Annotated in this window: 19 protein-coding genes; 10 read left to right on the top strand and 9 right to left on the bottom strand. The window is 47.3% G+C overall.

Features of this window, described 5'->3' with window-relative positions; translation table 11 throughout:
- The first annotated feature begins 71 nt into the window (after nt 1-71).
- The 5 genes from ftsE to HQN88_RS23640 all read left to right on the top strand — a co-directional run bounded on the left by ftsE (nt 72) and on the right by HQN88_RS23640 (nt 5996).
- Nucleotides 72-758 carry a cell division ATP-binding protein FtsE gene (ftsE, locus tag HQN88_RS23660; protein WP_056611468.1) on the top strand — a complete coding sequence of 229 codons (687 nt, stop codon included), beginning with the start codon at nt 72-74 and terminating at the stop codon, nt 756-758.
- Nucleotides 748-1665, top strand: a complete 918-nt coding sequence (gene ftsX / locus HQN88_RS23655; RefSeq protein ID WP_173117152.1) for a permease-like cell division protein FtsX — start codon at nt 748-750, stop codon at nt 1663-1665. The genes ftsE and ftsX overlap by 11 nt, the downstream gene beginning before the upstream one ends.
- A gap of 180 nt (nt 1666-1845) precedes the next feature.
- Nucleotides 1846-3039: a murein hydrolase activator EnvC family protein gene (locus HQN88_RS23650; protein ID WP_173117150.1), complete on the top strand. Its 1194-nt coding sequence runs from the start codon at nt 1846-1848 to the stop codon at nt 3037-3039.
- Nucleotides 3040-3129: 90 nt separating this feature from the next.
- Nucleotides 3130-4593: a S41 family peptidase gene (locus HQN88_RS23645; RefSeq protein ID WP_173117148.1), complete on the top strand. Its 1464-nt coding sequence runs from the start codon at nt 3130-3132 to the stop codon at nt 4591-4593.
- A 119-nt stretch (nt 4594-4712) separates the two neighbouring features.
- A complete protein-coding gene (locus HQN88_RS23640) occupies nt 4713-5996 on the top strand; it encodes a PDZ domain-containing protein (RefSeq protein WP_173117146.1) in 1284 nt (427 codons plus the stop codon).
- A gap of 277 nt (nt 5997-6273) precedes the next feature.
- On the opposite strand, the gene HQN88_RS23635 is transcribed toward HQN88_RS23640, so the two are convergent.
- The 3 genes from HQN88_RS23635 to HQN88_RS23625 form a co-directional block, all read right to left on the bottom strand.
- The gene (locus tag HQN88_RS23635; RefSeq protein WP_173117144.1) at nt 6274-6429 is read right to left on the bottom strand and encodes a hypothetical protein; all 156 of its coding nucleotides are present in this window, start codon (nt 6427-6429) and stop codon (nt 6274-6276) included.
- Nucleotides 6430-6528: 99 nt separating this feature from the next.
- Nucleotides 6529-7350 carry an OmpA/MotB family protein gene (locus HQN88_RS23630; protein WP_173117142.1) on the bottom strand — a complete coding sequence of 274 codons (822 nt, stop codon included), beginning with the start codon at nt 7348-7350 and terminating at the stop codon, nt 6529-6531.
- A complete protein-coding gene (locus HQN88_RS23625; RefSeq protein WP_173117140.1) occupies nt 7334-8125 on the bottom strand; it encodes a flagellar motor protein in 792 nt (263 codons plus the stop codon). The genes HQN88_RS23630 and HQN88_RS23625 overlap by 17 nt, the downstream gene beginning before the upstream one ends.
- A gap of 271 nt (nt 8126-8396) precedes the next feature.
- Here HQN88_RS23625 and uvrB point away from each other — a divergent pair, with 271 nt between their 5' ends.
- The 4 genes from uvrB to HQN88_RS23605 all read left to right on the top strand — a co-directional run bounded on the left by uvrB (nt 8397) and on the right by HQN88_RS23605 (nt 14226).
- The gene (gene uvrB, locus HQN88_RS23620; RefSeq protein ID WP_171633218.1) at nt 8397-10394 is read left to right on the top strand and encodes an excinuclease ABC subunit UvrB; all 1998 of its coding nucleotides are present in this window, start codon (nt 8397-8399) and stop codon (nt 10392-10394) included.
- 40 nt (nt 10395-10434) lie between these two features.
- A complete protein-coding gene (gene uvrA, locus HQN88_RS23615; RefSeq protein ID WP_173117138.1) occupies nt 10435-13317 on the top strand; it encodes an excinuclease ABC subunit UvrA in 2883 nt (960 codons plus the stop codon).
- A 262-nt stretch (nt 13318-13579) separates the two neighbouring features.
- The gene (locus HQN88_RS23610) at nt 13580-13729 is read left to right on the top strand and encodes a hypothetical protein (RefSeq protein WP_173117136.1); all 150 of its coding nucleotides are present in this window, start codon (nt 13580-13582) and stop codon (nt 13727-13729) included.
- Between the two features lie 293 nt (nt 13730-14022).
- Nucleotides 14023-14226, top strand: a complete 204-nt coding sequence (locus HQN88_RS23605) for a hypothetical protein (RefSeq protein WP_068669388.1) — start codon at nt 14023-14025, stop codon at nt 14224-14226.
- A 338-nt stretch (nt 14227-14564) separates the two neighbouring features.
- On the opposite strand, the gene HQN88_RS23600 is transcribed toward HQN88_RS23605, so the two are convergent.
- The 6 genes from HQN88_RS23600 to HQN88_RS23575 all read right to left on the bottom strand — a co-directional run bounded on the left by HQN88_RS23600 (nt 14565) and on the right by HQN88_RS23575 (nt 22603).
- Nucleotides 14565-15533, bottom strand: a complete 969-nt coding sequence (locus tag HQN88_RS23600; protein WP_173117134.1) for a sugar phosphate isomerase/epimerase family protein — start codon at nt 15531-15533, stop codon at nt 14565-14567.
- A gap of 51 nt (nt 15534-15584) precedes the next feature.
- Nucleotides 15585-16739 carry an MBOAT family O-acyltransferase gene (locus tag HQN88_RS23595; RefSeq protein ID WP_173117132.1) on the bottom strand — a complete coding sequence of 385 codons (1155 nt, stop codon included), beginning with the start codon at nt 16737-16739 and terminating at the stop codon, nt 15585-15587.
- Between the two features lie 90 nt (nt 16740-16829).
- Nucleotides 16830-17747 (bottom strand): hypothetical protein, encoded by a 918-nt coding sequence (locus HQN88_RS23590; RefSeq protein WP_173117130.1) that lies wholly within the window; start codon nt 17745-17747, stop codon nt 16830-16832.
- A gap of 83 nt (nt 17748-17830) precedes the next feature.
- Nucleotides 17831-19030, bottom strand: coding sequence for a class-II aminoacyl-tRNA synthetase family protein (locus HQN88_RS23585; RefSeq protein ID WP_173117128.1), 1200 nt, complete (start codon nt 19028-19030; stop codon nt 17831-17833).
- Between the two features lie 7 nt (nt 19031-19037).
- The gene (locus tag HQN88_RS23580) at nt 19038-19289 is read right to left on the bottom strand and encodes an acyl carrier protein (RefSeq protein ID WP_173117126.1); all 252 of its coding nucleotides are present in this window, start codon (nt 19287-19289) and stop codon (nt 19038-19040) included.
- A 50-nt stretch (nt 19290-19339) separates the two neighbouring features.
- Nucleotides 19340-22603, bottom strand: coding sequence for an FG-GAP repeat domain-containing protein (locus HQN88_RS23575; RefSeq protein ID WP_173117124.1), 3264 nt, complete (start codon nt 22601-22603; stop codon nt 19340-19342).
- Between the two features lie 304 nt (nt 22604-22907).
- Between HQN88_RS23575 and HQN88_RS23570 the strand changes: the two genes are divergently transcribed.
- Nucleotides 22908-25460, top strand: coding sequence for a U32 family peptidase (locus HQN88_RS23570; protein ID WP_173117346.1), 2553 nt, complete (start codon nt 22908-22910; stop codon nt 25458-25460).
- The last annotated feature ends 463 nt before the right edge of the window (nt 25461-25923 follow it).

Raw genomic sequence — 25923 nt, 5'->3', positions numbered from 1 at the left:
AGGATTTAGAAGGATTTTCACCATTTGTGTCGAATGGATATAGGCTATCTATATAATTAGGATGTGATATTGTGATCGAAATGCAGGACGTATGGAAAACATACGCCAACGGGACTCATGCATTAAGAGGTATTAATGTAAAAGTGGACCGCAATGAGTTTGTCTATGTGGTTGGACCTTCAGGCGCAGGTAAATCTACTTTCATGAAGTTGATGTATAGAGAAGAAAGACCAACGAAAGGTCAAATTTTCGTTAATGGATTTAATTTAGAGAAACTTAAACAACGTAAAATTCCTTATGTACGTCGAAATATCGGCGTAATTTTCCAAGATTATCGCTTACTTCCGAAATTATCGATTTTTGAAAATATAGCTTTCGCCATGGAAGTTATTGAAGCTCCTAAGAAGCAAATCAAGAAACGCACCATGGAAGTTCTTGAGCTCGTGAAGCTGAAGGACAAGGCAAACTCTCTCCCATCGCAGTTATCCGGGGGCGAACAGCAGCGTGTTGCTATTGCCCGGGCAATAATAAACAGCCCTTCCGTCATTATCGCCGATGAACCGACAGGAAATTTGGACCCTGAAACATCATGGGGCATTATGAAGTTGATGGAGGAAATTAATTTCCGCGGTACCACGATTGTTATGGCTACACACAACAAAGAAATCGTCAATACGATGCGTAAGCGCGTGATTGCGATTGAGAATGGCCTTATTGCTCGCGATCAAATCCGGGGGGAATATGGCTATGAAGATTAGTACAGCTTCTCGACATTTGCGAGAAGGTACGAAAAATGTCGTGCGAAATGGTTGGATGACGTTCGCGTCGATTAGCTCCATCGCGATTTCCCTATTTATTCTTGGTATTTTCGTACTTATCACCTTAAATGTGAATGATGTTGCTACGCAAATTGAGGAACAAGTTGAGATCAACGTGTACCTGGAGGTAAACACTGCTCAGGATCAAATCACAGCGCTCGAAACGCAAATCAAGGCGATTCCTGAAGTGAAAACGATTAAATTCGTTTCGAAGGAAGAAGGACTTGTCTACTTACGCGAAAAGCTAGGGGATAGCGGGAAAGCGCTCTTGGATGGTTTCGAGGGGGATAACAATCCGCTGAACGACGCGTTCACGATCGAAGTAGATGATCCGCGGAATGTGGCGGTTGTAGCCGATGGGATCTCAGCGCTTAACGTTGGCAAGGATCCAAAGCCTATCTATAAAGTGAACTACGGTAAAGGAACTGTGGAAGCATTATTTAAAGTGACAAAGATTGCACGTTGGATTGGTATTGGTATCGTCGTGCTGCTTTCCTTTACAGCGGTATTTCTGATTGCGAATACGATCAAAGTTACGATTTTGGCAAGAAAACGTGAGATTTCGATCATGAAGCTCGTGGGTGCGACGAACTCATTTATTCGTTGGCCGTTTTTCATTGAAGGCGCGTTGCTCGGACTCATTGGTTCGGCTGTACCAACTGCCATTATTCTTGCTGGTTATTGGAAATTGCTCAATTTGAGCTCCTTGAATTTGAATTTATTGATGATTAAATTAACACCATTTGAAGATATTGCACCAACGCTGACTGTTTTGTTGATCGGCTTAGGGATCGTAATCGGGGTATGGGGATCCCTCATTTCTGTAAGAAAATTCCTCCGTGTTTAGTGGGAACGTTGAATGAAACTGGGGCAGAGTGTTCCTCTTGCCTCCTTTTTCATCTTTTCTTCGTTTTTTCATTTTCAAAGATTCATAGATTCCTAGAAATATAGATTCTTAGAGACAGAACGTAAGAGATTCAAACCATACATGGGGCATTAATCGCTTGAAAATGGGGAGGCTACGTGCTTGAAGAAGAAGATTCTACCTGTCGTATTAACATTAGGTATGGTGATATCGCTGACTATACCTCATGCAGCTAGTTATGCCGCTTCGGCAACGGACAAGATCGACCAGCAGTTGACGCAGCTTAAGAAGCAGAAGGCAGAAGCGCAGCAGAAGGCCAATAGCGCCCAGAGTCAAATCACGAAAGTTCAGTCTGAGAAAGATCAGACAACGAAGGATATGAATGCCCTTGTCAACCAGGTGAATGAGGCTAGCAAGAAGTTAACGCAGCTCAATGAACAAATTGATCAAGTGTCGAACGCACTTGAAGCGAGTGCTAAGCAATTGGATGAAGCTGAGGCGCGTGTTGAAAGCCGCGATAATATGCTGAAATCACGTGTTCGTTTGATGTATATGAACGGTTTCGTTTCCTATATGGATGTGGTATTGAGTGCAACGAGTTTCTCTGATTTTTTGAATCGGGTCGAAGCTTTGAAATCTATCGTCAATCAAGATAAAGAAATACTAGAGTCGAATATGAAAGACAAAGAAACGGTTATGCTGAAGAAGGCAGATACCGAGAAGCAGCTTGAGAACGTGAAGGGGCTTTATGCGGAAGCAGATGCTTTGCGTGACGATCTGCAAGCGAAGGAAAAAGCGAAAGAAGTGAAGATCGCTTCCCTTTCCAAGCAGGAGAGAGAGCTCGAGGATATTTCGGAAGAAAGCGACAGAATGATTACGCAGCTGGCCAAGCAAGAGGCGGATTTGCAAGCGAAGAAGCGGGCAGCACAGAATGCGAAATCACCGTTTACGTATTCGGGCGGTAAGCTTGGATATCCTTTGGCTGTACAGGCGCCAATGACCTCTGATTTCATAGCGCGGATTAATCCCGTTACAGGGCGAGCAGAGAACCATAAAGGTATTGATTTAGGTACGGCTAAAGGTACGCCAATCCTTGCTGCGGAGAATGGATCTGTTATTTATGCTTCTTGGATGAACGGGTACGGCAATTGTGTCATCGTAGATCACGGGAATGGACTGTGGACGTTATATGGTCATATTATGAATGATGGTATTTATGTGAAAGTAGGCGACGTCGTGAAGCGCGGCCAGAAAATTGCTGGCGTGGGTTCCACAGGACAGTCGACGGGCAATCACTTGCATTTTGAAGTTAGGAAAAATGAAGTGCCTACCGATCCTAAACCGTTCCTTCGATAGGACAAACTGGTAATAAATATGGAGGGGCTTGTCATATACTATAACAGGCCAACTCAAATTCGGTTTTAGGAAAAAGGTGGTGAATCGGTTTTGCAATTCAAAGGTCGTACGGTCATTGTATTTGTTCTGTTAGCCATGTTTGCTAGTAGTATCGTCACATTAACGATTGTTGATCCCTCCTTTACTTGGGGACAGAAGGAGCAATCAACAGGAGGTGCGGCTACCTCTGTATCTGCTTCGTCAGGTCTTTCGAGCAAGGATTTAAGCAAGATCGCAACAACGTTTCAACTCATTGAAAGCAAGTATTTGAAACAGCCAGATCATGATCAATTGGTTAACGGAGCTATTAATGGGATGTTGGAATCATTAGAGGATCCTTTTTCCGTTTATATGGATCAGAAGGAAGCCAAACAATTCGATGAGAGTATTACGTCCTCTTTCCAAGGCATCGGGGCTGAGGTATCGCTAGAGGATGGTAAATTCGTCATTGTATCTCCGATTAAAGGTTCACCTGCCGAGAAAGCAGGCATTCAATCCAAAGACGTTGTCCTGTCCGTGAATGGCGACAAATTGGACGGGCTAACCTTGAATCAAGCCGTCATGAAAATCCGCGGACCGAAGGGCACGCAAGCTAAGCTGGATTTACTCCGCCAAGGAACAGGAGATCCGGTTCAAGTCATCGTGGTTCGAGACAATATTGACGTTGAAACGGTCTATGGTGAAATGATGCAGGATCAGATTGGCAAAATTGAGATTCGTCAGTTCTCCTCGAACACGGCTGTTCGTTTTGCGGAAGAGTTGAAAAACTTAGAAGCCAAAGGGATGAAAGGACTCGTCATCGATGTTCGTAATGATCCAGGCGGTCTTTTGAATGTCGTTGTCGATATCGTGAATCCATTCGTGAAGAGTGGGGCTTCCATTCTCCAAGTAGAGAATCGGGATGGCAAACGTGAGCCAACACCTTCTACAGGTAAAGGTAAGAATTATCCAGTTACCGTGTTGATTAATAAAGGAAGTGCCAGCGCATCGGAGATCCTTGCAGGCGCATTCCAAGAAGCTGTAGGCAGTAAGATTGTTGGTGAAACGTCCTACGGTAAAGGAACGGTCCAGGTGACGTTCGAGAAGGAAATGGGCGATGGCAGCAACATTAAGATGACAGTGTACAAATGGCTAACGCCAAATGGCAACTGGATACACAAAAAAGGTATTACGCCGGATATTCCGATTGAGCAACCCGCTTATTTCAAAGCAGCACCGCTTACGAAGAAAGATGTTCTGAAACAAGACAACAACAGCGATGATGTGAAGAATTTGCAGTTGATGCTTGCTGGAATTGGTTTCAATCCGGAGCGGACAGATGGTTATTTTAGTGATAAAACGGCTCTCGCGGTTAAAGCGTTCCAGCGGACGAATGAATTGCCGGTAACTGGCGAGGTCGATGCGGACACAGCTGCTAAAATTGAAAAAGCGATTCTAGCGCAAATTCGTGATCCAAAGAATGACTCGCAATTGAAGGCTGCCGTCTTTCAAATTCAGAAGCAGCTTGGGAAATAATGACCGTTAGTTAATGGAAATTGTGCGGAGCGGCAGGAAATAAGCTTTAACAGTCGAAATAGTGTAGGAAGGTTGCTTATGCGGCCTTCCTATTTCTTTTTCAAGGAGCCTAGATTCGTATGGATGTGTGGTTTCAATTATTGGACAGAATGCTGCTGGCTGTGGGGCAGTTGTTTACGAATCCTTTCTACTATATAGGCATTGTCTTTATTGTTCTGCATTACAGAAAGCAAATCCAATTAGAACGCAAGCTGTTTCACACGCGTCTTCATTCCTTGTTGAACGAAACGTGGCGCGTGGTGCTATGGGGCTGGTTAGGCGGGCTGGGGGCCTCCATTCTGCTCCTGTTCGTCGGAGTAAATATACAACTGAATGTCGTAATCGTGCTCTGGATCATTACCGTCGTACTGATGATATTCCGCATACGATTCCTATGCTTAGCTTATGCAGTAGGAATTCTAGGAATTGCCCAAGTGATCTTCTCTTGGTTTCCTAATGCAGACAGTCTACGTGAGTCCTACACCATTCTCGAGACCATTGCTAGTGCAGATATTCCCTCGCTGCTGGTCATTGTAGGTGTGCTTCATCTTTTGGAGGGAGTGCTTGTTGGTTTCCAAGGTGCGCGAATGGTGACTCCTCTGTTCCTGGAAGGGAAGCGGGGACAAATGATTGGTGCGCAGCAGCTGCAGGGCTTTTGGCCAGTGCCTCTGTTTCTCCTAGTGCCTATGACCGGTGGAAGTGAACTGGGCTTGCCGTGGCAAACGTTGTTTGCCTCAAACCTAAGCGCAGGCTGGACGATGCTCGCATTCCCGGCGATGATCGGTTTCACGGAGCTGACGATTTCGAAGCTGCCGAAGAGACAGGCACGCTTTAGCGCTAAGCTGCTCTATGTGTATGGGCTCGTTCTGCTAGGCGCAGCCGTAGCTGCCCATTACTGGACGCCACTGGTGATGCTTGTCGCGATCCTGAGCATAGCCCTTCATGAAGGGCTGCTACTCTACAATCAATGGGTAGAAGCGAAGCAGACGCCCTTCTACATTCACTCAGAGCGCGGGCTTATGGTGCTATCCGTTGTTCCGAACAGTCCGGCTCAGGACTTAGGAATCAACGTTGGGGAGATCATCCACAAGGTCAATGGATACAAAATTAAGACGAAGACGGATCTGCATGCAGCCATGAGGCTCAACTCCGCTTTCTGCCGACTGGAAGTCCTGAATGATCAAGGGGAGGTTCGCTTCCTGAAACGGGGAATTTTTGCCGGTGATCATCATCAACTGGGAATTCTTCTGGCACCTGATCAGGATGTGCTATACTTCTTGGAGCAGCGTCCGATGCACTTGTTCAGTTATCTGCGAAGCAAATTAACAGGCATATTGCCCAATGACACGACGAAGTCATTGTGAGAAGGGTTGTCCTCAGGCGTAGAGAAATCTACGGATGAGGACGGCTTTTTTTTGTTCAGGCTCCGTGTCGGTTGAGGCGAATAGCTGGATTATATGCAGTTAAATCGGCTGTTTTTGGTGCAGATTGAGCATTAGATGGATTTCCTGAAGTTAAATTTCCCCATTTATTACGGATGGAGTGGAAAGGGGAGAATTAGCTTCGTGTTTTCCAGCTATTTTGAGTTTGGAAGGGGAAATGACCGAAATAACTGGAGTTTTTACAGTTACTATCAGCGGTTCAGCTACTGAGAAGTGAAGGTGTCAAGGCGTGAATATAAACAGCTACACCTACACCCCAACCCACCCCAACCCAACCCACCCCAACCCAACCCAACCCAACCCAACCCAACCCAACCCAACCCAACCCAACCCAACCCAACCCAACCCAACCCAAGTCAACCCAACCCAACCCAGATCCACAACCACAACCACAACCGCAACGAAGCCCTACCTCCACAAGAGTGGAGATAGGGCTTCTATTCGTCTAGAGAACTTAATGGACTGGCGTCGTTGGTGCAATATCATTCCGCAAAACAATGATTTCTACGCGGCGGTTTTTACTGCGATTTGCATCGCTTGAGTTGGCCACTTTGGGCATCGTATCCGCATAGGCGGTGGCGATGAATTTGTGATCATCGAGATTAGCCGTATCGCTGAAATAGCGAAGCACAGAAAGGGAACGGGCAAATGATAGTCCCCAGTTATCCTTGTAGGGAGAGCCTGGTGCAAGGGGCAAGTCGTCTGTATGTCCTTCGATGCTAACTTTACTCTTCAATGTTGGAAAGAGGGAAGCCAGCTTTTGCAGAATCGGGAAGGAAGGCGCCTTCAGATCAGCTTTTCCTAAATCGAATAGGAATAAATCATTGAGTGTAATGGCAACACCGCGTTCCGTATCACTGGCGGACACTTGCGCCTCTAAGTTTTGATCCTTAATATAGGCTTGTACTTGTTTCAGAAGATCCTGGAGCTCTTTCTCACGCTTTTCTTTCTCGCTGTCTTCCGTTTTCGTCTTGTCGTGCTCTTCTTTCTGATCATCCTGATTCTGATGTGTTAAATCTTTATCCTTGCTGTCCGCGTCCCCCTGCTTCGGGGTCATCGATCCGCTGATACCCTGGTTTTTATCTAAGATGGAGTCAGCTTTTTGGAATTGTAGGTTTAAGGCTTGCGCCAAAACGGCATACTTTTGAACATCCACTTTACTCATAGCATACATAATAATGAAAAATACGAGCAGCAACGTAATTAAGTCAGCGTAAGTAATGAGCCATCTTTCATGATTAACATGCTCTTCGTGCTTCTTACTGCGCCTCGCCATTCAAGTCAACCTCCTCTACGGCTTTTTTCGATTTATCATGGAGGAAGGAGTTCAGTTTTTTCTTAATCAATTGCGGGTTTTCACCAGCTTGCAAGGCAAGGATGCCTTCTAACATGAGTTCCATTTCATTGACCATTTCTTTACCACGGACTTTGATTTTGTTAGCGATAGGTAAATAAACTAAGTTGGCGCTCATAACACCATAGAGCGTTGCTGTAAACGCAACGGCAATAGCTGGGCCAAGGGAAGAAGGATCGTCTAGATTACCGAGAACGTGAATTAGTCCCATAACCGTACCGATAATCCCCATAGTTGGTGCATATCCGCCTCCAGCTTCGAATACCTTCGACATATTATTAACTTGATGTTCAATAGCGTCCATTTCAAGCTCAAGAATTTGTCTGGTAAGCTCGGGATCCGTTCCATCTACGACCATGAGCAATCCGTCCTTGAGGAACGGGTTCTCGTGCTCCTGGGCACGTTGCTCTAGGGCAAGTACACCTTCTCGACGAGCGATAGATGCCATATCGACAAGCTCATTAATTGTTGCTGCGGGATCTCGTTTGACTTGCATAAAAGCAATGCCGAGTGCTTTAGGAATTTTGGCTAAAATAGAGCCAGGGAAACTTACTGCGACGGCACCGAAGGTTCCACCGAACACGATGAGCATTGCACTAGGGATAATCAACGAATTGATATGACCGCCATCCCACATGTACCCGCCAATTAAACCTGCAAGTCCTAATAGTAATCCTAATACTGTTGTCAAATCCATGACTGTACCACTCCTAATTATCATAAAAAGAATAGGGTCCAAAAACGCAGGGAAACCGCCTTGTATAAGGCTCTAACAGATAAAGCAGTTTGCATCCATGATTTAAAAATAGTATAATGAAAAAACGAGAACAAACATTCTTATGTTGGATAGATATTGCAATCCTTCATATATGTACGAAAAAGTTCCATAGACTTCTATATCGGAATGTCGAATGGGAAAGTTTATAGGATAAAAGTTCGATTTATTTCGACAATGAGGGTGATAATGGATGAGTGAACTTGTCATGAGCTCTAAGAAATTTGAGCTTGTATCCGATTTTCTTCCGCAAGGGGACCAACCTCAAGCGATTGAGGAGATTGTTCAGAGCATACAAGCTGGCAATAAGCATCAGACGCTGCTCGGTGCAACGGGAACAGGTAAAACGTTCACAGCTGCACAAGTGATAGCGAAACTAAACCGACCAACTTTGATTATTGCCCACAATAAAACTTTAGCCGCACAACTGTGCAGTGAATTTAAAGAGTTTTTTCCTCATAATGCTGTTTCCTACTTCGTTAGTTACTATGACTACTACCAGCCCGAAGCCTACATTGCCTCCTCCGACACTTACATCGAGAAAGATTCCAGCATCAATGAAGAAATCGATAAACTTCGTCACTCGGCGACAAGTTCCTTATTTGAACGCCGCGACGTCATTGTTGTTGCCAGCGTGTCGTGTATTTACGGCTTGGGGTCACCAATCGAATACGGTAATTTACTGTTGTCGTTACGGGTAGGGATGGAGAAGTCTCGGACCGAGATTTTGCATCGACTCGTGGATATTCAGTATCAACGCAATGATATGAACTTTGTTCGCGGTACGTTCCGTGTGCGTGGAGATGTTGTGGAGATTTTCCCAGCTTCGCACAGTGAGCATGCCGTTCGTGTTGAGCTGTTTGGGGATGAGATTGAGCGAATTACGGAGATTAATGTCTTAACGGGTGAAATTATTGGCCAACGCGATCATATCGCGATTTTTCCAGCCTCTCACTTCGTGACAGGCGAGGATACGATGAAGCGCGCGCTCGTGAACATTGGTCAAGAGCTCGAGGATCGTTTAGCGGAGTTGAGGGAGCAAGGGAAGCTTCTGGAAGCACAGCGATTGGAGCAGCGCACGCGCTACGACATGGAAATGATGGAAGAGATGGGCTTCTGCTCGGGTATCGAGAATTACTCAGGGCCGCTGACATTCCGTGAGCGAGGGGCAACACCGTATACCTTGATGGATTATTTCCCAGACGACATGCTATTCATGGTGGATGAGTCCCACGTGACGTTGCCGCAAATTCGCGCGATGTTTAATGGGGATAAAGCACGGAAAGATGTGTTAGTTGATCACGGCTTCAGGCTGCCTTCCGCATTGGATAACCGTCCGCTGCGTTTCGAGGAATTCGAAGAGAAAGTCAGTCAGATTTTATATATATCAGCAACGCCAGGACCTTATGAGCTAGAACATTGTCCTACTATGATTCAACAAATTATTCGTCCAACAGGGTTGTTGGATCCGATTATTGAGGTTCGACCAACCAAAGGTCAAATTGATGATCTTATCGCCGAGATCCATGACCGTGTTCGTAAAGACGAGCGAGTGCTTGTGACGACCTTAACGAAGAAGATGTCGGAGGATTTAACGGATTATTTTAAAGAAATTGGCATTAAGGTGCGTTATTTGCATTCGGATATTAAGACTTTTGAACGTATGCAGATTTTGCGAGACTTGCGGTTGGGGACGTTCCATGTGCTAATCGGGATCAACCTCCTTCGAGAAGGTCTTGATTTACCAGAGGTTTCACTGGTAGCTATTCTGGATGCAGATAAGGAAGGTTTCCTGCGTTCTGAGCGTTCGTTGATTCAAACGATCGGTCGTGCTGCGCGGAACTCGGACGGCCGAGTCATCATGTACGGGGATAAGATCACCGATTCCATGGAGAAAGCGATCTCGGAGACCAATCGACGCCGCGCCCTACAGGAAGCTAACAATGAGAGATTGGGCATCACACCGCAGACGATTGCCAAGAAAATCCGCGATGTGATCGAAGCAACCAAGGTTGCCGAACAGAAATCGGACTATCTTGCAGATGTGAAGGGTGCTAAGATGTCGAAGAAAGATCGAGCATCGCTCATTGAGCGCCTAGAAGTTGAGATGAAAGAGGCGGCGAAGAACTTACAATTCGAACGTGCAGCACAGCTGCGTGATGCGATTATGGAAATGAAAGCTGACGCCTAAGTAGAGGGTTTCAGCTTCACATAGGAGAGGAAGGGTATCTGTGTCTAGAGATCAGATCGTTATTAAAGGAGCTAGGGCTCACAATCTTAAAAATATTGATGTCACCATTCCACGTGACAAGTTCGTCGTGCTCACGGGCTTGAGTGGATCGGGGAAATCATCGCTGGCCTTTGATACGATTTATGCAGAAGGGCAACGACGCTATGTGGAGTCACTATCTGCCTATGCGCGTCAATTTCTTGGGAATATGGATAAACCAGATGTCGATTCAATTGAAGGGTTGTCACCAGCCATATCCATTGACCAAAAGACCACAAGCCGTAATCCACGTTCCACGGTGGGAACCGTAACGGAGATTTATGACTATTTAAGGCTGCTGTTTGCTCGTATTGGGCGACCGCACTGTCCTACGCATGGTATCGAGATTACTTCGCAAACCGTGGAACAAATGGTAGACCGGATTATGGAGTACCCGGAGCGCACGAAGATTCAAATTCTAGCACCCCTTATTTCTGGACGCAAAGGTGAGCATACGAAGCTGTTTGTGGATGTTCAGAAGCAAGGGTTTGTGAGGGTTCGTGTAAACGGGGAAACGGTAGACCTTTCCGAGAAAATTGAGCTCGACAAAAATAAAAAGCACACCATTGATGTGGTCGTTGACCGTATCGTGGTGAAAGATGATGTACAGACACGTTTGGCAGATTCCTTAGAAACTGCGCTGAAGTTGGCGAATGGTCGTGTCATCGTCGATGTCATGGAGAAAGAAGAACTGTTATTCAGCCAGAATTTGGCCTGCCCGGAGTGTGGATTCAGCGTTGAAGAGCTTGCACCGAGAATGTTTTCCTTTAATAGTCCTTTCGGTGCTTGCCCGGATTGTGATGGTTTAGGCAGTCAGATGATCGTGGATCCAGATTTACTCGTTCCTGATATGAAGTTGACGATTGAAGAGGGTGCATTTGAAGCGTGGGCGGGCAGTACCTCTAACTACTATCCGCAGTTTCTTGCCGCTGTGTGTGAGCATTACAAGATCCCACGCAATGTTCCTGTATCTGAGATAAGCAGCGATCAAATGAAGGTAATTTTGTATGGGACGGGTGGCGAGAAAATCCGATTCCGTTATGAGAATGATATGGGCGCTTCCAAGGAAGCGTTGGTTCCATTCGAAGGCATCATCCGCAACTTGGAACGCAGGTTCAAAGATACGTTCTCCGAGGGCATTCGTGAGCATATTCAGACCTATATGAGTACGAAGCCTTGTCCGAAATGTAAAGGTCACCGTTTGAAGCCCGAAACACTTGCCGTTACTATTAACGGTAAGAACATCTCGCACGCAACTTCCCTTTCCATCGGAGAAGCGGAAGAATGGTTTAAGGGTCTGCAACTGAATGAGCGTGAGTTGACGATTTCAAATCTGATATTGAAAGAAATTAGAGCTCGTCTAGGCTTCCTGGTGAACGTCGGTCTGGATTATCTAACGATGCATCGCGCTGCAGGCACATTGTCAGGTGGAGAGGCGCAACGGATTCGATTGGCTACGCAAATCGGCTCGAGCCTCATGGGCGTCCTATATATCCTTGATGAGCCGAGTATCGGTCTACATCAACGGGATAACACGCGATTAATTCAAACGCTTGAGCATATGCGTGATCTGGGCAACACGTTGATCGTTGTCGAACATGATGAAGACACGATGATGGCGGCCGATTATATCATTGATATTGGTCCAGGGGCTGGTATTCATGGTGGACAGGTTATTGCCCAAGGTACACCAACAGAGCTGATGCAGGATGAGAACTCCTTAACAGGTCAGTATTTGAGTGGCAAGCGGTTCATACCGATTCCTGCGGTTCGTCGTAAGCCGAATGGCAAATGGATTGAAGTGAAAGGCGCCAAAGAAAATAACTTGCGAAACGTGTCGGCGAAGGTGCCTTTAGGGGTATTTACTTGCGTGACCGGTGTATCCGGGTCTGGTAAGAGTACGCTGATCAACGAAATTTTGTTTAAGACATTATCTCGTGATTTGAATGGTGCGAAAGTTCGACCTGGCGAACATAAAGAAATTGTCGGATTAGAGCATATTGATAAAGTTATCGATATTGATCAGTCGCCAATCGGACGCACACCACGCTCCAATCCTGCGACGTATACGGGTGTATTCGATGATATCCGTGATGTTTATGCGAACACGAATGAAGCGAAGGTGCGCGGCTATAAGAAAGGGCGCTTTAGCTTTAATGTGAAGGGCGGCCGTTGTGAAGCTTGTCGTGGGGATGGCATCATCAAGATCGAGATGCATTTCTTGCCGGACGTTTACGTGCCTTGCGAAATTTGTAAAGGCAAACGTTACAACCGCGAAACGATGGAAGTGAAGTACAAGGGCAAGAGCATTTCTGAAGTGTTAGAGATGACGATTGAGGACGGCTGCGAGTTCTTTAAGAACTTGCCGCGTATTCATCGTAAGCTGAATACGCTTCTGGATGTCGGCCTGGGCTATATGACCCTTGGCCAGCCAGCAACCACGCTGTCAGGCGGTGAAGCCCAGCGTGTGAAGCTCGCGGCGGAGTTGTACCGCCGCAGCACAGGCAAGACGATCTATATACTGGATGAGCCCACGACGGGGCTCCACATCCATGATATCGATCGTCTCCTGAAGGTCCTTCACCGCCTCGTGGAGAGCGGTGAAACAGTACTTGTCATCGAGCATAACCTCGATGTCATCAAGACGGCGGACCACCTCATCGATCTAGGACCCGAGGGTGGTAACCGCGGGGGCTTGATCGTGGCGGCGGGTACGCCAGAGGATGTCGTGAAGGTGGCCGGGTCGTATACCGGCCAATATTTGAAGCCGATCCTGGAACGGGATCGCGTGCGTTCGGAAGACTATGCGAAGCGTATGGAGGTCCTAGAAGGATCCGTTAGTTAAAAAGCGAACATTAAGCTTGGAATTGGGTGTTTCATTTGCCAATTTCAAGCTTTTTCTTTTTGCAAGTGACGAAAATACCTAAAATTTTGCTAAGACTTAATAGAATGATACAGGCTTCGACAATTTAACCCTCTATCAATTAGGATGAAAGTAGGCCTATAATAATAGTAAGTAACAGTGAACATCTCCCTCTACCTGACCATTGACTTGATGATTGAGAGATATAGCAGTTCTAATCTAATTCATGTTGTGGAGGCTAATAATGAAACCGACGTTAGAGCTTCAGGAAATTGTATCTGCTTTAGGAATTGATCCTTTCCGATTTCTAGCCTGGCAAGAAAAAGAGCTAACCGACACGAGATTGACTGAACTTCCGGAAGATGAAGAGCACCGAGATGCGTTAGCCGTGTAAGAAACCGTGTTGAATCGCAATCAAACTAAGCCTGTACGGAGAAACCGTACGGGCCATTGTTTGTTCTTGCTGAGCGTAATAAATAGTGGGACAGATGGACATTTTATACGTACAAGGGATAAGAAAGAAATCTGCCTGTAGGGGCTAGCCAAATAGGCCTAATCCCAAACAAAAGGTGACAAACTTGTTACACATCGATGCAACTACTTGCATCTCGTGTCCAATCGAGCTAACATAGTATTAAAATAGCAGGACGTGTGCCTTGCACCGAGTTACTATAAGGAGGTTTCACCATGTTATTAGCAGAAGCAGCTGAAGCATCAACAAGTACGTATACTAGCTTTGACATCTATGTGTTGATCTTCACAGTGATTATTGCCATTGCGGTGATCAGACAATTGATTAACCCTAAAAGAAATTTGTTTGCACTTGGATTTGGAACAGTATCTCTACTCGTATTTCTTTTCATGGATGTCATCATGATCAAAGGCTGGTAGTACATACAAATTAGCAAAAGCCCATAGGACTTTAGATCGGAAGATCTTAAGCCTGTGGGCTTTTTGTGTACGTTATTTTCACGTAAGTGAATATCTTGAAGGCGCCAGCTAGGAAAGGGAACGAGAATCCGTTATTTTACTGTAGAATGGCTGAAAAAACAGCGAAGGGAACCACAGTACCTCATTTCTCCAAAAATCGACATACATGACGATTATGAAGCAAATAGCGTACTCAGGTTCCCTTATTAGAATGAAAGTTAGGCCATTTTGAACAAAATAGAGCCTTTACGTTCCCTTACGTTAAGTCTGCCTATACAAAAGGGGTTACTTAACTAAGATTACACCCACCACATTTCACCAAGGGGTTCCTTGATGAGTACTTGTTGCAGGTTCGATACGGCTTTGGAGAAGCCCTCGTCAACGGACATCAAGCCGTCTTCGTGCTCGATACTAACGACATAGTCATAACCTACTAGACGCAATGCGGAGATGATGTCGGCCCATACTTTCATATCGTGACCGAAACCAACGGAGCGGAACTGCCAAGCGCGATCTAGCATGTTCGTGTAGGACTGCATGTCCGTCACACCGAAACGGTTCGTGTTGTTGTAATCATGGGACGTATCTTTCGCGTGGAAATGGTGAATCGCGTTAGCGCGTCCAAGAATTTGAACCGCTTGAACTGGATCAATCCCTTGCCACCACATGTGACTTGGATCCAAGTTAGCACCGATTGCTTCACCTGCAGCTTCGCGAAGGCGAAGAAGCGTAGCTGGCGTATGTACGGAGAATCCGCCGTGCAGTTCTAATCCGATTTTGATATTACGATCTGCGGCGAATTTACCTGTTTCTTGCCAGTAAGGAATAACTTTGTTCGTCCACTGCCAGTCCAAGATCTCTTGGAAATCGTTCGGCCATGGCGCTACAGGCCAGTTCGGATATTTGGCATCCTCATGGTCACCAGGGCAGCCAGAGAACGTGTTAACAACAGGTACTTCAAGGCGTTCAGCCAATTCAATCGTTTGTATAATAGCATCGTGAAACTCTTTCGCGATGTGTTTTTGCGGGTGAAGAGGGTTACCGTGAGCGCTTAGTGCGCTAATTGTCAAACCGCGGGACTCTACCGCATGTTTAAAAGCTTTCAGTTTGCCTGCATCAGCAAGTAATTCAGCTGGGTTGCAATGCGCAGTACCTGGGTATCCACCAGTACCAATCTCAACAGCGTCCAAGCCTTTCGCTGCAATATAATCCAGCGCTTCCTCGAAAGGTTTTCCACCGAATAGAACCATAAACACGCCTAACTTCATTTGGTTACACCTCCATAATTGGTAAAACAATCAGATCAAATTATACCACTATCATCCAGTAAAATGAAGCAAACCCTTGTAGATTCGAAGCACTGTATCATAATTCGAGCTGTAGATAATGACCGAGAACGTAACCAGTGTCTGCGTCACCAAACAGCGGAAGTAGAAGTATGCTTTAGTCACCTTTTTCTTATTCACAGTTGTAAGTTTGAAGATATTCTCAATCGCAATAATGATGCCATGGTACAGCCCGTAGAGGAAGTACAACCACGTAAAGCCATGCCATAAGCCCATCAGCACCATGATCAGGATGGATAGGCTGGCTGTGAGCGCCGTGGAGGGTGTTTTACGAGAGAAGAACATGAAGATGTGATCCCGGAAGAAATCCCCCAGCGTCGCATGCCAATTCCGCCAAAACTGCGTCATGGAAGGCGAGAAGAGGGGCTTTTTGAAGTTCTCAGGCATGGTGTAACCCATTAATCGGCCAAAGCCAATCGCCATATCGGAATAGCCGGAGAAATCGAAGTAAATGAGCGCATAGAACCAGATTAATAGAAATAAAGATTCCCAAGTATGAAGCTCATGCTTCAACACACTGTCGAATACCCCAGTCATCCAGGTGACGACGACAATCTTTTTAAATAAACCTAGAATAATACGCTTCACACTGTCTTCAAAGAGCCTAGCGTCGACGGTGTAAGGCTTTTTGCTGTCGGCCATGAAATCACGGAATTTCAAAATTGGTCCGGAGGTAAAGGTTGGAATGAACAATAGATAGTTCGCATAATCAATCGCTGGTACCTCGCCGTCTTTTCCAAAGAAATAAGCGAAATAATAGGAATCAATTACTTTGAGAACGTTGTAAATGAGTCCTAAATAAATGATGGCATCGAACAATGGAGAACTGAAAACTCCCATAACGAAAAAGCGAACACCGAGAAAGACACCCACGATATTCGCGGCGATGCCGAAAATAAAGGTCGCTTTCCGCCATATCGTCGTCCGGCACAGATATACAAATCCGAAATAATTAATAATCGTAAAAGCAGCATAGAAGACCATCAGCTTCTTACTAAACAACAGGAGGAAGCACAGACTGAATATGATCATCAAAATGCGCTTATTATCCGCCCACTTGCGGGTGAGCATCAGAACGGCAATCATGCCACTCATCGCGACCATCGCGTTCATGTGCATATAAAACATAGCTAAAGAACTCCTCGCTTGCTAGATCTTAGAACTTCTCGTAGATGAACAATCCCTTGCCGGTAAAATAAATGAAAACCAAGTAAAGCATCACGAGGTAGATGAGGATTTCGACGGTTTTCCTAAGGAATTTAACCATGTGTCAACCTCCTTCGTAAATAGCGGCGCGCCCTCTTCCCGGTTCAAGTGAACGAGGTCATGGAAATAACGCGGATCGTATGTGTGCATCAAATCCAATGTGGGAACGTTCGCCGCTTTTAGCTGGGCATTAACTGCATCCTTCAGTGAAGCGACATAGGGAGGATCGGCGTAGCCTTTGTTCCATGGCATCCAAATGACGCGCAGCGCGAGCTCATGTTCGTCCGCATACTGGAGCACCCACTGTAGGGCATTCAGATTATCTTGGAAATCCTTCAAGGTCATAGCACCGAACCGTTTGTCGTAGTCGTCCCATTTGAGCTTTAACGCAGCATCGTCCTTGCGACCTGGGTATAGTTCCTTATCAATCCAGCGTGGCTCATAGGCTAGACTGCCTTTGCTTAAATTGCGAGCAAATTCGACACCCGAATCACGGAAGTAATCACGGTACGTATACACATAAGGTTGGTACCAAGGTTTGAACCATTGATAAGTCGGATCTGTTTCGAGAGGGTCAAGCATCGTATGCACGTCGATCCCGATCACAAGCTCGTCCTGCACTTGATACAGGTTGTTCTTCAGGATGCCCTTCAGATCAGTCAGCTTCCCGTAGGACAGCCCCATCTCGACCAGATGAGCGTCAGACTTCTCCTCGATATAAGCACCCGTAACGGCCGAATTACCGAAGAAAACCGGACCCGCATGGGACCAGCTATGGTGGAAGAGCGTTTTGGTGAAGTCGTTTTTGTAAAAACGGCGTGAAGACGCCATCGGGTTCCACCAGGAGATGAGCAGGTCGGAGACGACGATGGCGAGCAAAAGGCCGAGTGCAAAGCTATTTTTTTTGAGAAAAGCAGCGGTTGCTTTCAATAGAATCACTCATTATCTTCGTAGTGGTGAAAATGAAAACCCAAGGCCTCGTTCAGATAAACGATAGCCCTGGGGGAATTAGATTACAAAGCTTTCTCTTGCCAAGCGTGATACTGCTCACGGAACGTGGCAGGCCATAGCTGCTCATCGAGCCCATACTGTGCGAGGAACGCGAACGCCCAGCGTTCGATACCGAAGCCTACACAGCCTGTCACGGCGTTGCGCTTGCCCATTTTGATATTAAAAGCGTTGCCGAACGTATTGCTATGGAAATTGACCGAGGAGCAGGCGATCGACTTCTTCACATGTGGAATGTTCAGACGCAGCTCATACTTCATTTCCTGGTTACGTTGGAAGGAGGCTTTTACTTGGAAATCGTTCGTGAAGAACGGATCGTTCGCAATCTCCAGCAAGCTGTCTACCTGCCATTCTACCGCCAATTCTTTCAAATACTCGATTGATTTCAAACGATTTTCTTTCACAAACTCAGGCTTACCGACGAAAATGATTTCACGCATCGAGAAGTCGAGCAGACGACCGAAGTCGGAGTGGTTTTTGGACTCGAAACGATGACATTTCGCAATCGCGGTCACGACAATGCCGTCGCCTTCCAGGGTTTCATTCTCAAGACCTTCATAGCAGTGGTAACACGTAGAAGGGTTCATCATGAAGTTAGGCTTCACCATGTTGTTATCCAGCGCCAAAGGCTTCTCTTGGTCCCAACCGCCTGCTTCGCGAATCGTCTGGGAGAATGCCTCGATCACATCGAGATCTTCACGCAGATGAGTCACGAAATGAATGTGTTCTGGGAACGAAGTGAAATGATTCGTTTTGTTCAACGTATGGCTGTTGATGACCGCTGGATATTGTTCCTCTTGAACACCTTCGAAACGTCTCGCAATTTTGCTGACGAATGAGTAGTCAAGGAAACGCATCAAGCTGGAGAAAGGCTCGCGGAAGATGAAGAGGCCGGGCTCTAACACCTTAATTGCTTTACGCTCAGCGAGCTCAGCAATAATATCGCCTTCATAAGGCGTGTTGACTTTATTTTCGAATAAAATATTTTCTTTAAACCCGAAATCGCCATGAGAGAAGCGCTCAATAAGACGCTCAACTCGTGCAGTGATTCCTTCATCGCCGTTAGGTGAGTTGTGGGTGATGATGATTTCTCCATCGATTAGAAGGATTTCTTGAATATGCTCATCGGCGAAAGCAGATGCGTATTTGACTTGACCGTGCTGGCTTTCAGCTAGGCCCGTAAGTGGAATTTTAACTGTACGCATAAATCCGTTACCTCGCAGTCTTCTTGGAAATAAATTCGGCAATTTCATTCACCGTGTTCATGGGATAGAGCATTAAATCTTGGTTCGTTACTTGTAGGTTATACGTTTTCTCAATGTGAGCGATGAGCGCAGTCGCCCCAACGGAATCGATAAAACCATAATCGAACAGATGAACGTCCACATCGAAATCGTCATCATCCTCGGCAATTTCGTAACGCTCGCGAATATGCTGCTCTAGCTCTTCTAACAAATTAGACATGGGGAAAGCCTCCTGATTTCTAAATAAGTAGATATTAAATGTGGATAGGGTTACTGCGCATTGGCGGCAGGTCCGGTAAAAGTAAGTGTTGTCACGTCCCCGTATCGGGTCAGTGTGTACGTCATGGTAGGTGCATCATAAACAATTGACGTGTCGTCAGTGGTACTAAACTTAAGCTCGACAGGACTAAACAATTTAACTTGCTGCAGACCCGCTGATTCAAGCTTCAACTGATAGGTGTTTCCTTCCTCCGTAAGGGTAAAAGGTATATTCGAACGGACAACATGGAACTGTTGTGACGATGGACCCACGCGAATCTCAGTCTCCTTCGCTAATCCAAGATATAACTTGTTCTCAATCGTCGTATAGATGTTGGAATTGCTTTGCAGGGAGTATAGGGCGAGCTTATCGCCTTTTTCAATGGTGACCCCTAAGGTCCCTACATATTCTTCCGCTAAACCAGAAACACCTGATATTTCTGGTGACAAAGTGGCGTGGAAGTGAGGACTACCACCGCTGATACGATCCTTCAATCGGTCCCAGAGGTAGGACGCCCAAGATTGGCTGATCTTCACATCGCTTTGCATGGCGGTTAAGAACGATTTGGCCATCTGTGTTTCGGACATAAAGTTATAATCATGCTTCGTACGAAGCTTATCAAAGTAATCAGCAAATTCCGTTAAGTTCGCAATTTTTTGAGGTTCCGGAAAATGGTATTCAATATGCTCGAAATAATCAATTGGCATATCCAGCTTTATCATGGACTCGAAAACATCCGTGTTGGCATTGTCACCAGCCGGCCTAAGGACGGGTGTAGGTGCATGAATAAGCATCGTAGCATCAGTCTTTCCTTGCTCATCTTGTAAAAGGAAGGGAAGCGACCAGATCGATTCTGGACGAGAGAGCACAGGTGACTCTGACGGTAAGAATCCGAAGTTGTACCACATGCCTTTTCCTTTCTCGGTAAGCAGGGTCTGATCGTGATCTTCATTATTAATGCGCCAGGTGTGCTGGTTCGTTCCAGGATGTAACCATGGAATGCCAAGTTTATCAAAAGCCTGTTGATGCAGGTTGAACTCTGTGTTCTCATCTTCAGCACTCTTAAAATTATGTACAAATGTATGCGGATTTAGTTGTAAATGCTGATCTTTTGCATAAGCAATGAACTCGTTTAATTCCGCTTTATAAGGAAAGTGCGGGTCATCGATCGCCACAGGAGAGCCGAATTCGATACCACCTACAATGAGATCGTCATTGCCATCGTGATTAAGGTCCAGCCATAGTGGCACGGAATAATGTCCAGCAACCAAAGCGTGGTTGCCGACTTGATTTAAGGTTGTCCCTGCGAGGGGACCGGCATCTGACCAAGCGCCAGCGGATTCTTGGATGAACACTTGGAGGTCCCCGTCGCTGCTGCCGACCACGAGATCCGGTCGGCCGTCGCCGTTCATGTCACGCACCGCTGGCGCGGCGTGCGTGGCGCGATTGGGCAGCGGGAATAGCGCGCTGCCTTCCTCGAGATCCAGGGCCGCTGCGCTGCGGCCCTTGTACAGCCACACTCGTCCATCGGCTGCGCCTAGGACGAGATCGAGCTTGCCGTCGCCGTTCACGTCGGCGACGGCTGGCGCTGCAGGCCCTCCGGGCAGCTGCAGCGCTTTCCCGCCCGCGAGCACAGCTGCGGGCTTGCCGAACCTGCCGCCCGCGAGCTGCGGCAGCTGCCACACCCCGCCGGACTCGTCCGAAACGACGAGGTCCGTGCGGCCGTCCCCGTTCACGTCGGCAGCGTGAACGGCACTGTAAGGGCTGAGCTGGAGCGGTGCACCGCTCTCCAGCAATAACCGGGCAGGCGCGCCGAACGTGTCGGGCAGCGCCAGGCCCTTCGGCGGCGGCTCGCTGACGTAAGCCGCCTCATCTTTGCCGAGATTCGTGTAGACATACACGAATCCATCCGCGCTGCCGACAACGAAGTCCATGCGGCCGTCGCCGTTCAGATCCGCGGCGGCCGGGTACGCGCGGTAAGGCAGTTCAATCGTGCCTGCAAGATCACGATAATCAGGGTACGTGGCTTGCCGCAACGGAATACCGGCAGCCATCACGTGCAGTCCGCTCGCGTAGCCGGAGCCGGGCAGCTCGCCCACAAACGACGGCTTCGCATTCGTTCCTGTGTTGAGCTGCACTGTCACGCTCTCGCGCCATTCACCCCAGTAGAAGGCGTTGCGCACGAGTGTAAACGAGGGAACCTCGTTGTACTCCTTCAGCTTCTCCGCCCAAGCGATGCCGTCTTTTTGCCCGATGGACGGCATTGCCTCAAAATGGTTCTGAAACGCCATCGCCGGCCTGCCATATGGCCCTAGGCTCTTCTTTATACTATACCCGAGCGTTTCCTTAGCCACATAAGCGAGCAGTTCACTGCGATACTGCATGTTCGCCGCCGCCCAAGCAAAATTAAAATAAGGCTCGATCGGCAGCGCTCTTTTATTGAAGTAAGTCGTTCCCGGTGTTGGCTTGCTTGCCGCTTGGTATTTCTCTGCGAGCTGGGCAAAGCCTAATTTCGGATCGAATCCGCTCTTCATATCAAAGCCCGTAGGGAAGTACCGGTTCGGCAGGAAATTACTGCTGATGAGCACGGCACCCTTGCCAACACGATGGTGCAAGACAAGGGAGACAGGCTGCTTGGATTCGAATGCTTTATACATGTTGATAACGGATTGTCCCGTGGATGGCTCGAAGCCGTATCCAAGATGGAATCCAGGCATATCATCCATGGCATTATGTTTGAGATAGCTTTGTGTAAACAATTGAAACGATTGCTGAATGCCCTGTAAATTAACGGACACCTGCGGATAGCCAAGCGTCAGCGAATCTGCTGTCTGAGGACTTAAAACTAAGTTGCTGATTTGTACTTTTTTTAAATCAACAATCGACTTAGCTCCCAGAAAGTCTACCGGGAACTGATTCGCGAACTCATTTTCTAAGAGTAAATGTCCGCCCTGCTTCACGAAGCTCATGAGCTTATCCGCTTGTTTAGACCATGTGGAAGCCTGCGCTAGCGCGGGATCCAGATATAGAGCGTCATAGGAGCGTAGCTGGCGGGCTGAGAGGGAAAGCACGCTTTTTCTATCAATTTGAACACCTGCTTGCAAGGTTTGCTCGAAATTACTATAAGCAGCCATATCATAAGCATCCCCGCTCGTTGCGTAAAGAAGCTTAGTTTCTTCGACTTTTGGCAAAAATAGAAGGGTGAGCACAAGGACTAAGACGCCTAAACTTATCCCGATCAGTAGTTGACGTACACGAAAACTCGACAATTTCAAAAGGATCCCTCGATTGCTAGAAAGATTGCAATTCACCCTTGTCGAAGCATGGGGAATTGTCAATAGCATTGCAACTCTTCTTTTGCGGAACATAGGAGAATTGTCAATAAAGGTCACTATCCTTGCCATTATAGCATTCATAGATACGTTTGTTAACTTCTAAAGGTGTCGCGATCCAGCCGTATTGTCGGATTTTGGCTTTATTGGAGATATCCCTGCCCTAGATTCCTACCTATCGTTTCTGTTACACTAAAGAGAAGAGTTTGAGGATTACCGAGGATTGATATTGAAAGGATTTGCTGCCATGCGTACGATACGCAGAGAAGATGTAGAATTATTGGCCCCTGCGGGGGATTGGGATTGTTTGCGGGCGGCTGTTGCCAATGGGGCAGATGCCGTGTTTTTTGGTGTGGAGAAATTCAATGCGAGAGCGAGAGCGCATAACTTTACGATGGCTGAGCTGCCGGATATTATGTCGTTCCTTCATCTATATGGTGTACAGGGTTTCCTAACGTTTAACATTCTCGTATTCGAGGAAGAGTTGAACGATGCCAAACAATTAATTGATGCGTGTGTCGATGCGGGCGTGGACGCGGTAATTGTTCAGGATTTGGGCTTGGTCAAAATGATTCGTGAAATTTCACCCGATTTCCCGATTCACGGTTCAACGCAGATGACGATTACATCGCCGGAAGCGGTTGAATTTACGAAACCGTTCGACATCGAACGTGTCGTTCTTGGTCGTGAGAATAACCTGAAACAAATTAAACAAATCGGTGATCAAGCGAAGCTTCCGATGGAAGTATTCGTGCATGGTGCCCTTTGTGTGTCCTATTCGGGACAATGTTTAACCTCCGAAATGTGGGGAGGACGTTCGGCTAACCGTGGTGAGTGCGCGCAGGCTTGTCGTTTGCCGTATGATTTGATGGTCGACGGCGAGCAAAAACCGATGGGGGATGTCACGTATTTATTGTCGCCGAAAGATTTGGCGGCGATTGAAATCGTGCCGGAGCTGATCGAAGCTGGCGTTCGTTCCTTTAAAATTGAAGGGCGTCTGAAGACCCCTGAATATGTAGCCAATGTTGTGAGCAAATATCGCAAAGCGATTGATCGTTACTTCGATGGGCTGGACGCTCGTCCGTCCAAAGAGGAAGTGCGTGAGCTTCAGCAAAGCTTCTCACGTGGTTTTACGGTTGGGTTCCTGCAAGGGACCAACAACAAGCAGTTGGTTGACGGCACGTTTCCGAAGAGCCGCGGGGTTTTCGTGGGCCGCATCAAGCAAATCCTGCGCGATGCTGTGATCTGTGAGCTTGAAGCTCCGCTGAAGCGCGGTGATGGTCTTGTCTTCGATGCGGGGGATCCGACGAAGAAGGAAGAGGGCGGGCGCATCTATGATTTGCGCCGCAAGGGAGAGAAACTCGAAGGCGAAGCCGAGGGTGGATTGATCGAAATCGTCATGGGCCGCAACGATGTAGAGCTTGGCCGTTTGCACGTTGGGGACCGTATCTGGAAGACGAACGATCCTGCTCTGGACAAACGTCTGCGCCAGACGTTCGAGACGGATAAGCCTTACCGTACATTCCCGGTAAGCGTGAAAGTAACCGGCGTCCTCGGCGAGACGCTGAAGAGTTGGTGGACGGATATTCGCGGTGGCCACACCGTCTTCGTGCAATCCGAGCTTCCGCTGGTTCAAGCGGAAAAAAGACCGATGGACGAACAGCTCTTCACCGAACAGTTCGGTCGTCTTGGCGGCACGATTTATGAGCTTGCCGAGCTGGATGTCCAGCTGGACGGCGCGTTGATCGTGCCGATGCGTGAGCTGAACAGCATGCGCCGCATGGCTGTCGGGCTCATGGAAGACGAGCGGCAGAAGCCGCGCGCGTACATCAAGCGCGAAGTCGGCGTGTATGACGACGTGCCGGCTGCTGTGACCGAACATCACGCGGCTGTTACCGCTGTGAATGCACCTGCTCTATCCCAAGCGGATCGTAGTAGCGCCCAGTTGACCGCACTTTGCCGTAGCTTGGATCAGGTGAAGGCTGTGCTGGCAACTACGGACGTCAACTTGATTTATGCTGATTTTGAATTTATTAAGCAATTTCCTGCCGCTGTCGAAGCCGTTCATGCCGCTGGGCGTAAAATTGCCCTCGTAACACCACGGATTCATATGCCAGGGGAAACGGGCTATTTTAACAATATACTGAAGCTTAAGCCAGATGCGGTTCTAATTCGTAATACAGGCGCAGCCTACTATTTCTTAAAGCATCGCTTTGAGAATCCGGACGCACCACAACCGGAGCTGATTGGTGACTTCTCCTTGAATGTCGCTAATCATAAGGCTGCAGATTTGTTCTTGGCTGCCGGGTTGTCGAAGGTTACGCCTTCGTATGACTTGAACATTCAGCAAATGGTTGACTTGCTTCGCCGCGCGGAAACCTCCAAGCTCGAAGTCGTTATTCATCAGCATATGCCAATGTTCCACACTGAACACTGCGTGTACTGTACGTTCCTGAGTGAAGGCACGGACTTCACGAACTGTGGTCGTCCATGTGAAGAGAAACGTGTGTCTTTACAGGATCGTGTGGGGATGTCTCATCCTGTCCGCGTAGATGAAGGCTGCCGAAATACTGTCTATAATGCGATAGATCAGTCTGGTGCGGAGTATTTGAACCACTTCATGGACTTGGGCATCCGCTCGTTCCGTGTGGAGTTCTTGGAAGAGACGCCGGAGAAAGTAACGGAAATTCTTGACCTGTACCGCAAAGCGATTGATGGGCAAATAAACGGCACACAAGTATGGCGTTCCCTGAAGGCGACGAATCAATTGGGTGTCACGAAGGGTACGTTGGTGAAATAAATAGTTGCGCCTGGTGCGCTTAACCGCCTCACGACGATTAGTGTCGGGAGGCGGTTTTTTGTCGTGTTGGTGGGGGATATCAGATGACGGCAGTAGCAAATAAGAACTCGCCAAGGCCTAATATGGCCAGAAGAGCCTCATCAAGCAAGCTGAGATAAGATCTATACGAGTCCCTCTATTCGCCAATCGAACAACCGAAGGATACACTAACCACCGGTCAAGCAAAAGCTGCTTACCCCCAACCAATCCAGCCCATGCAAACGCTCCCCCACCGTTTAACTGGAAAACCTACACCTAAATTGTCGATTTCAAATCGTATTTATTGTTTAATTGGAAATTATCCAGCTAATCTCGAGCATTCCTCCACATTTTTCCCTTCCATCCAAGAATAGCTGTACCTTTTCCAGTTATTTCGGAATAAACAGAGAAACAGAGAAACAGAGAAACAGACGGAATTACCTAC

Origin of the sequence: Paenibacillus qinlingensis (assembly GCF_013204845.1) — a bacterium.
Lineage (GTDB): Bacteria > Bacillota > Bacilli > Paenibacillales > NBRC-103111 > Paenibacillus_E > Paenibacillus_E qinlingensis.
The sequence above is the reverse complement of the archived record's forward strand: the minus strand, read 5'-3'. Positions and strand labels throughout refer to the sequence as shown.

What these genes read in the sequence shown, in the direction of transcription:
- ftsX (WP_173117152.1), top strand. Translation starts at nt 748, where the DNA reads ATGAAGATTAGTACAGCTTCTCGACATTTGCGAGAAGGTACGAAAAAT.
- HQN88_RS23640 (WP_173117146.1), top strand. Translation starts at nt 4,713, where the DNA reads ATGGATGTGTGGTTTCAATTATTGGACAGAATGCTGCTGGCTGTGGGG.
- HQN88_RS23630 (WP_173117142.1), bottom strand. Translation starts at nt 7,350, where the DNA reads ATGGCGAGGCGCAGTAAGAAGCACGAAGAGCATGTTAATCATGAAAGA.
- HQN88_RS23625 (WP_173117140.1), bottom strand. Translation starts at nt 8,125, where the DNA reads ATGGATTTGACAACAGTATTAGGATTACTATTAGGACTTGCAGGTTTA.
- uvrB (WP_171633218.1), top strand. Translation starts at nt 8,397, where the DNA reads ATGAGTGAACTTGTCATGAGCTCTAAGAAATTTGAGCTTGTATCCGAT.
- HQN88_RS23610 (WP_173117136.1), top strand. Translation starts at nt 13,580, where the DNA reads ATGAAACCGACGTTAGAGCTTCAGGAAATTGTATCTGCTTTAGGAATT.
- HQN88_RS23605 (WP_068669388.1), top strand. Translation starts at nt 14,023, where the DNA reads ATGTTATTAGCAGAAGCAGCTGAAGCATCAACAAGTACGTATACTAGC.
- HQN88_RS23600 (WP_173117134.1), bottom strand. Translation starts at nt 15,533, where the DNA reads ATGAAGTTAGGCGTGTTTATGGTTCTATTCGGTGGAAAACCTTTCGAG.
- HQN88_RS23595 (WP_173117132.1), bottom strand. Translation starts at nt 16,739, where the DNA reads ATGTTTTATATGCACATGAACGCGATGGTCGCGATGAGTGGCATGATT.
- HQN88_RS23585 (WP_173117128.1), bottom strand. Translation starts at nt 19,030, where the DNA reads ATGCGTACAGTTAAAATTCCACTTACGGGCCTAGCTGAAAGCCAGCAC.
- HQN88_RS23580 (WP_173117126.1), bottom strand. Translation starts at nt 19,289, where the DNA reads ATGTCTAATTTGTTAGAAGAGCTAGAGCAGCATATTCGCGAGCGTTAC.
- HQN88_RS23570 (WP_173117346.1), top strand. Translation starts at nt 22,908, where the DNA reads ATGCGTACGATACGCAGAGAAGATGTAGAATTATTGGCCCCTGCGGGG.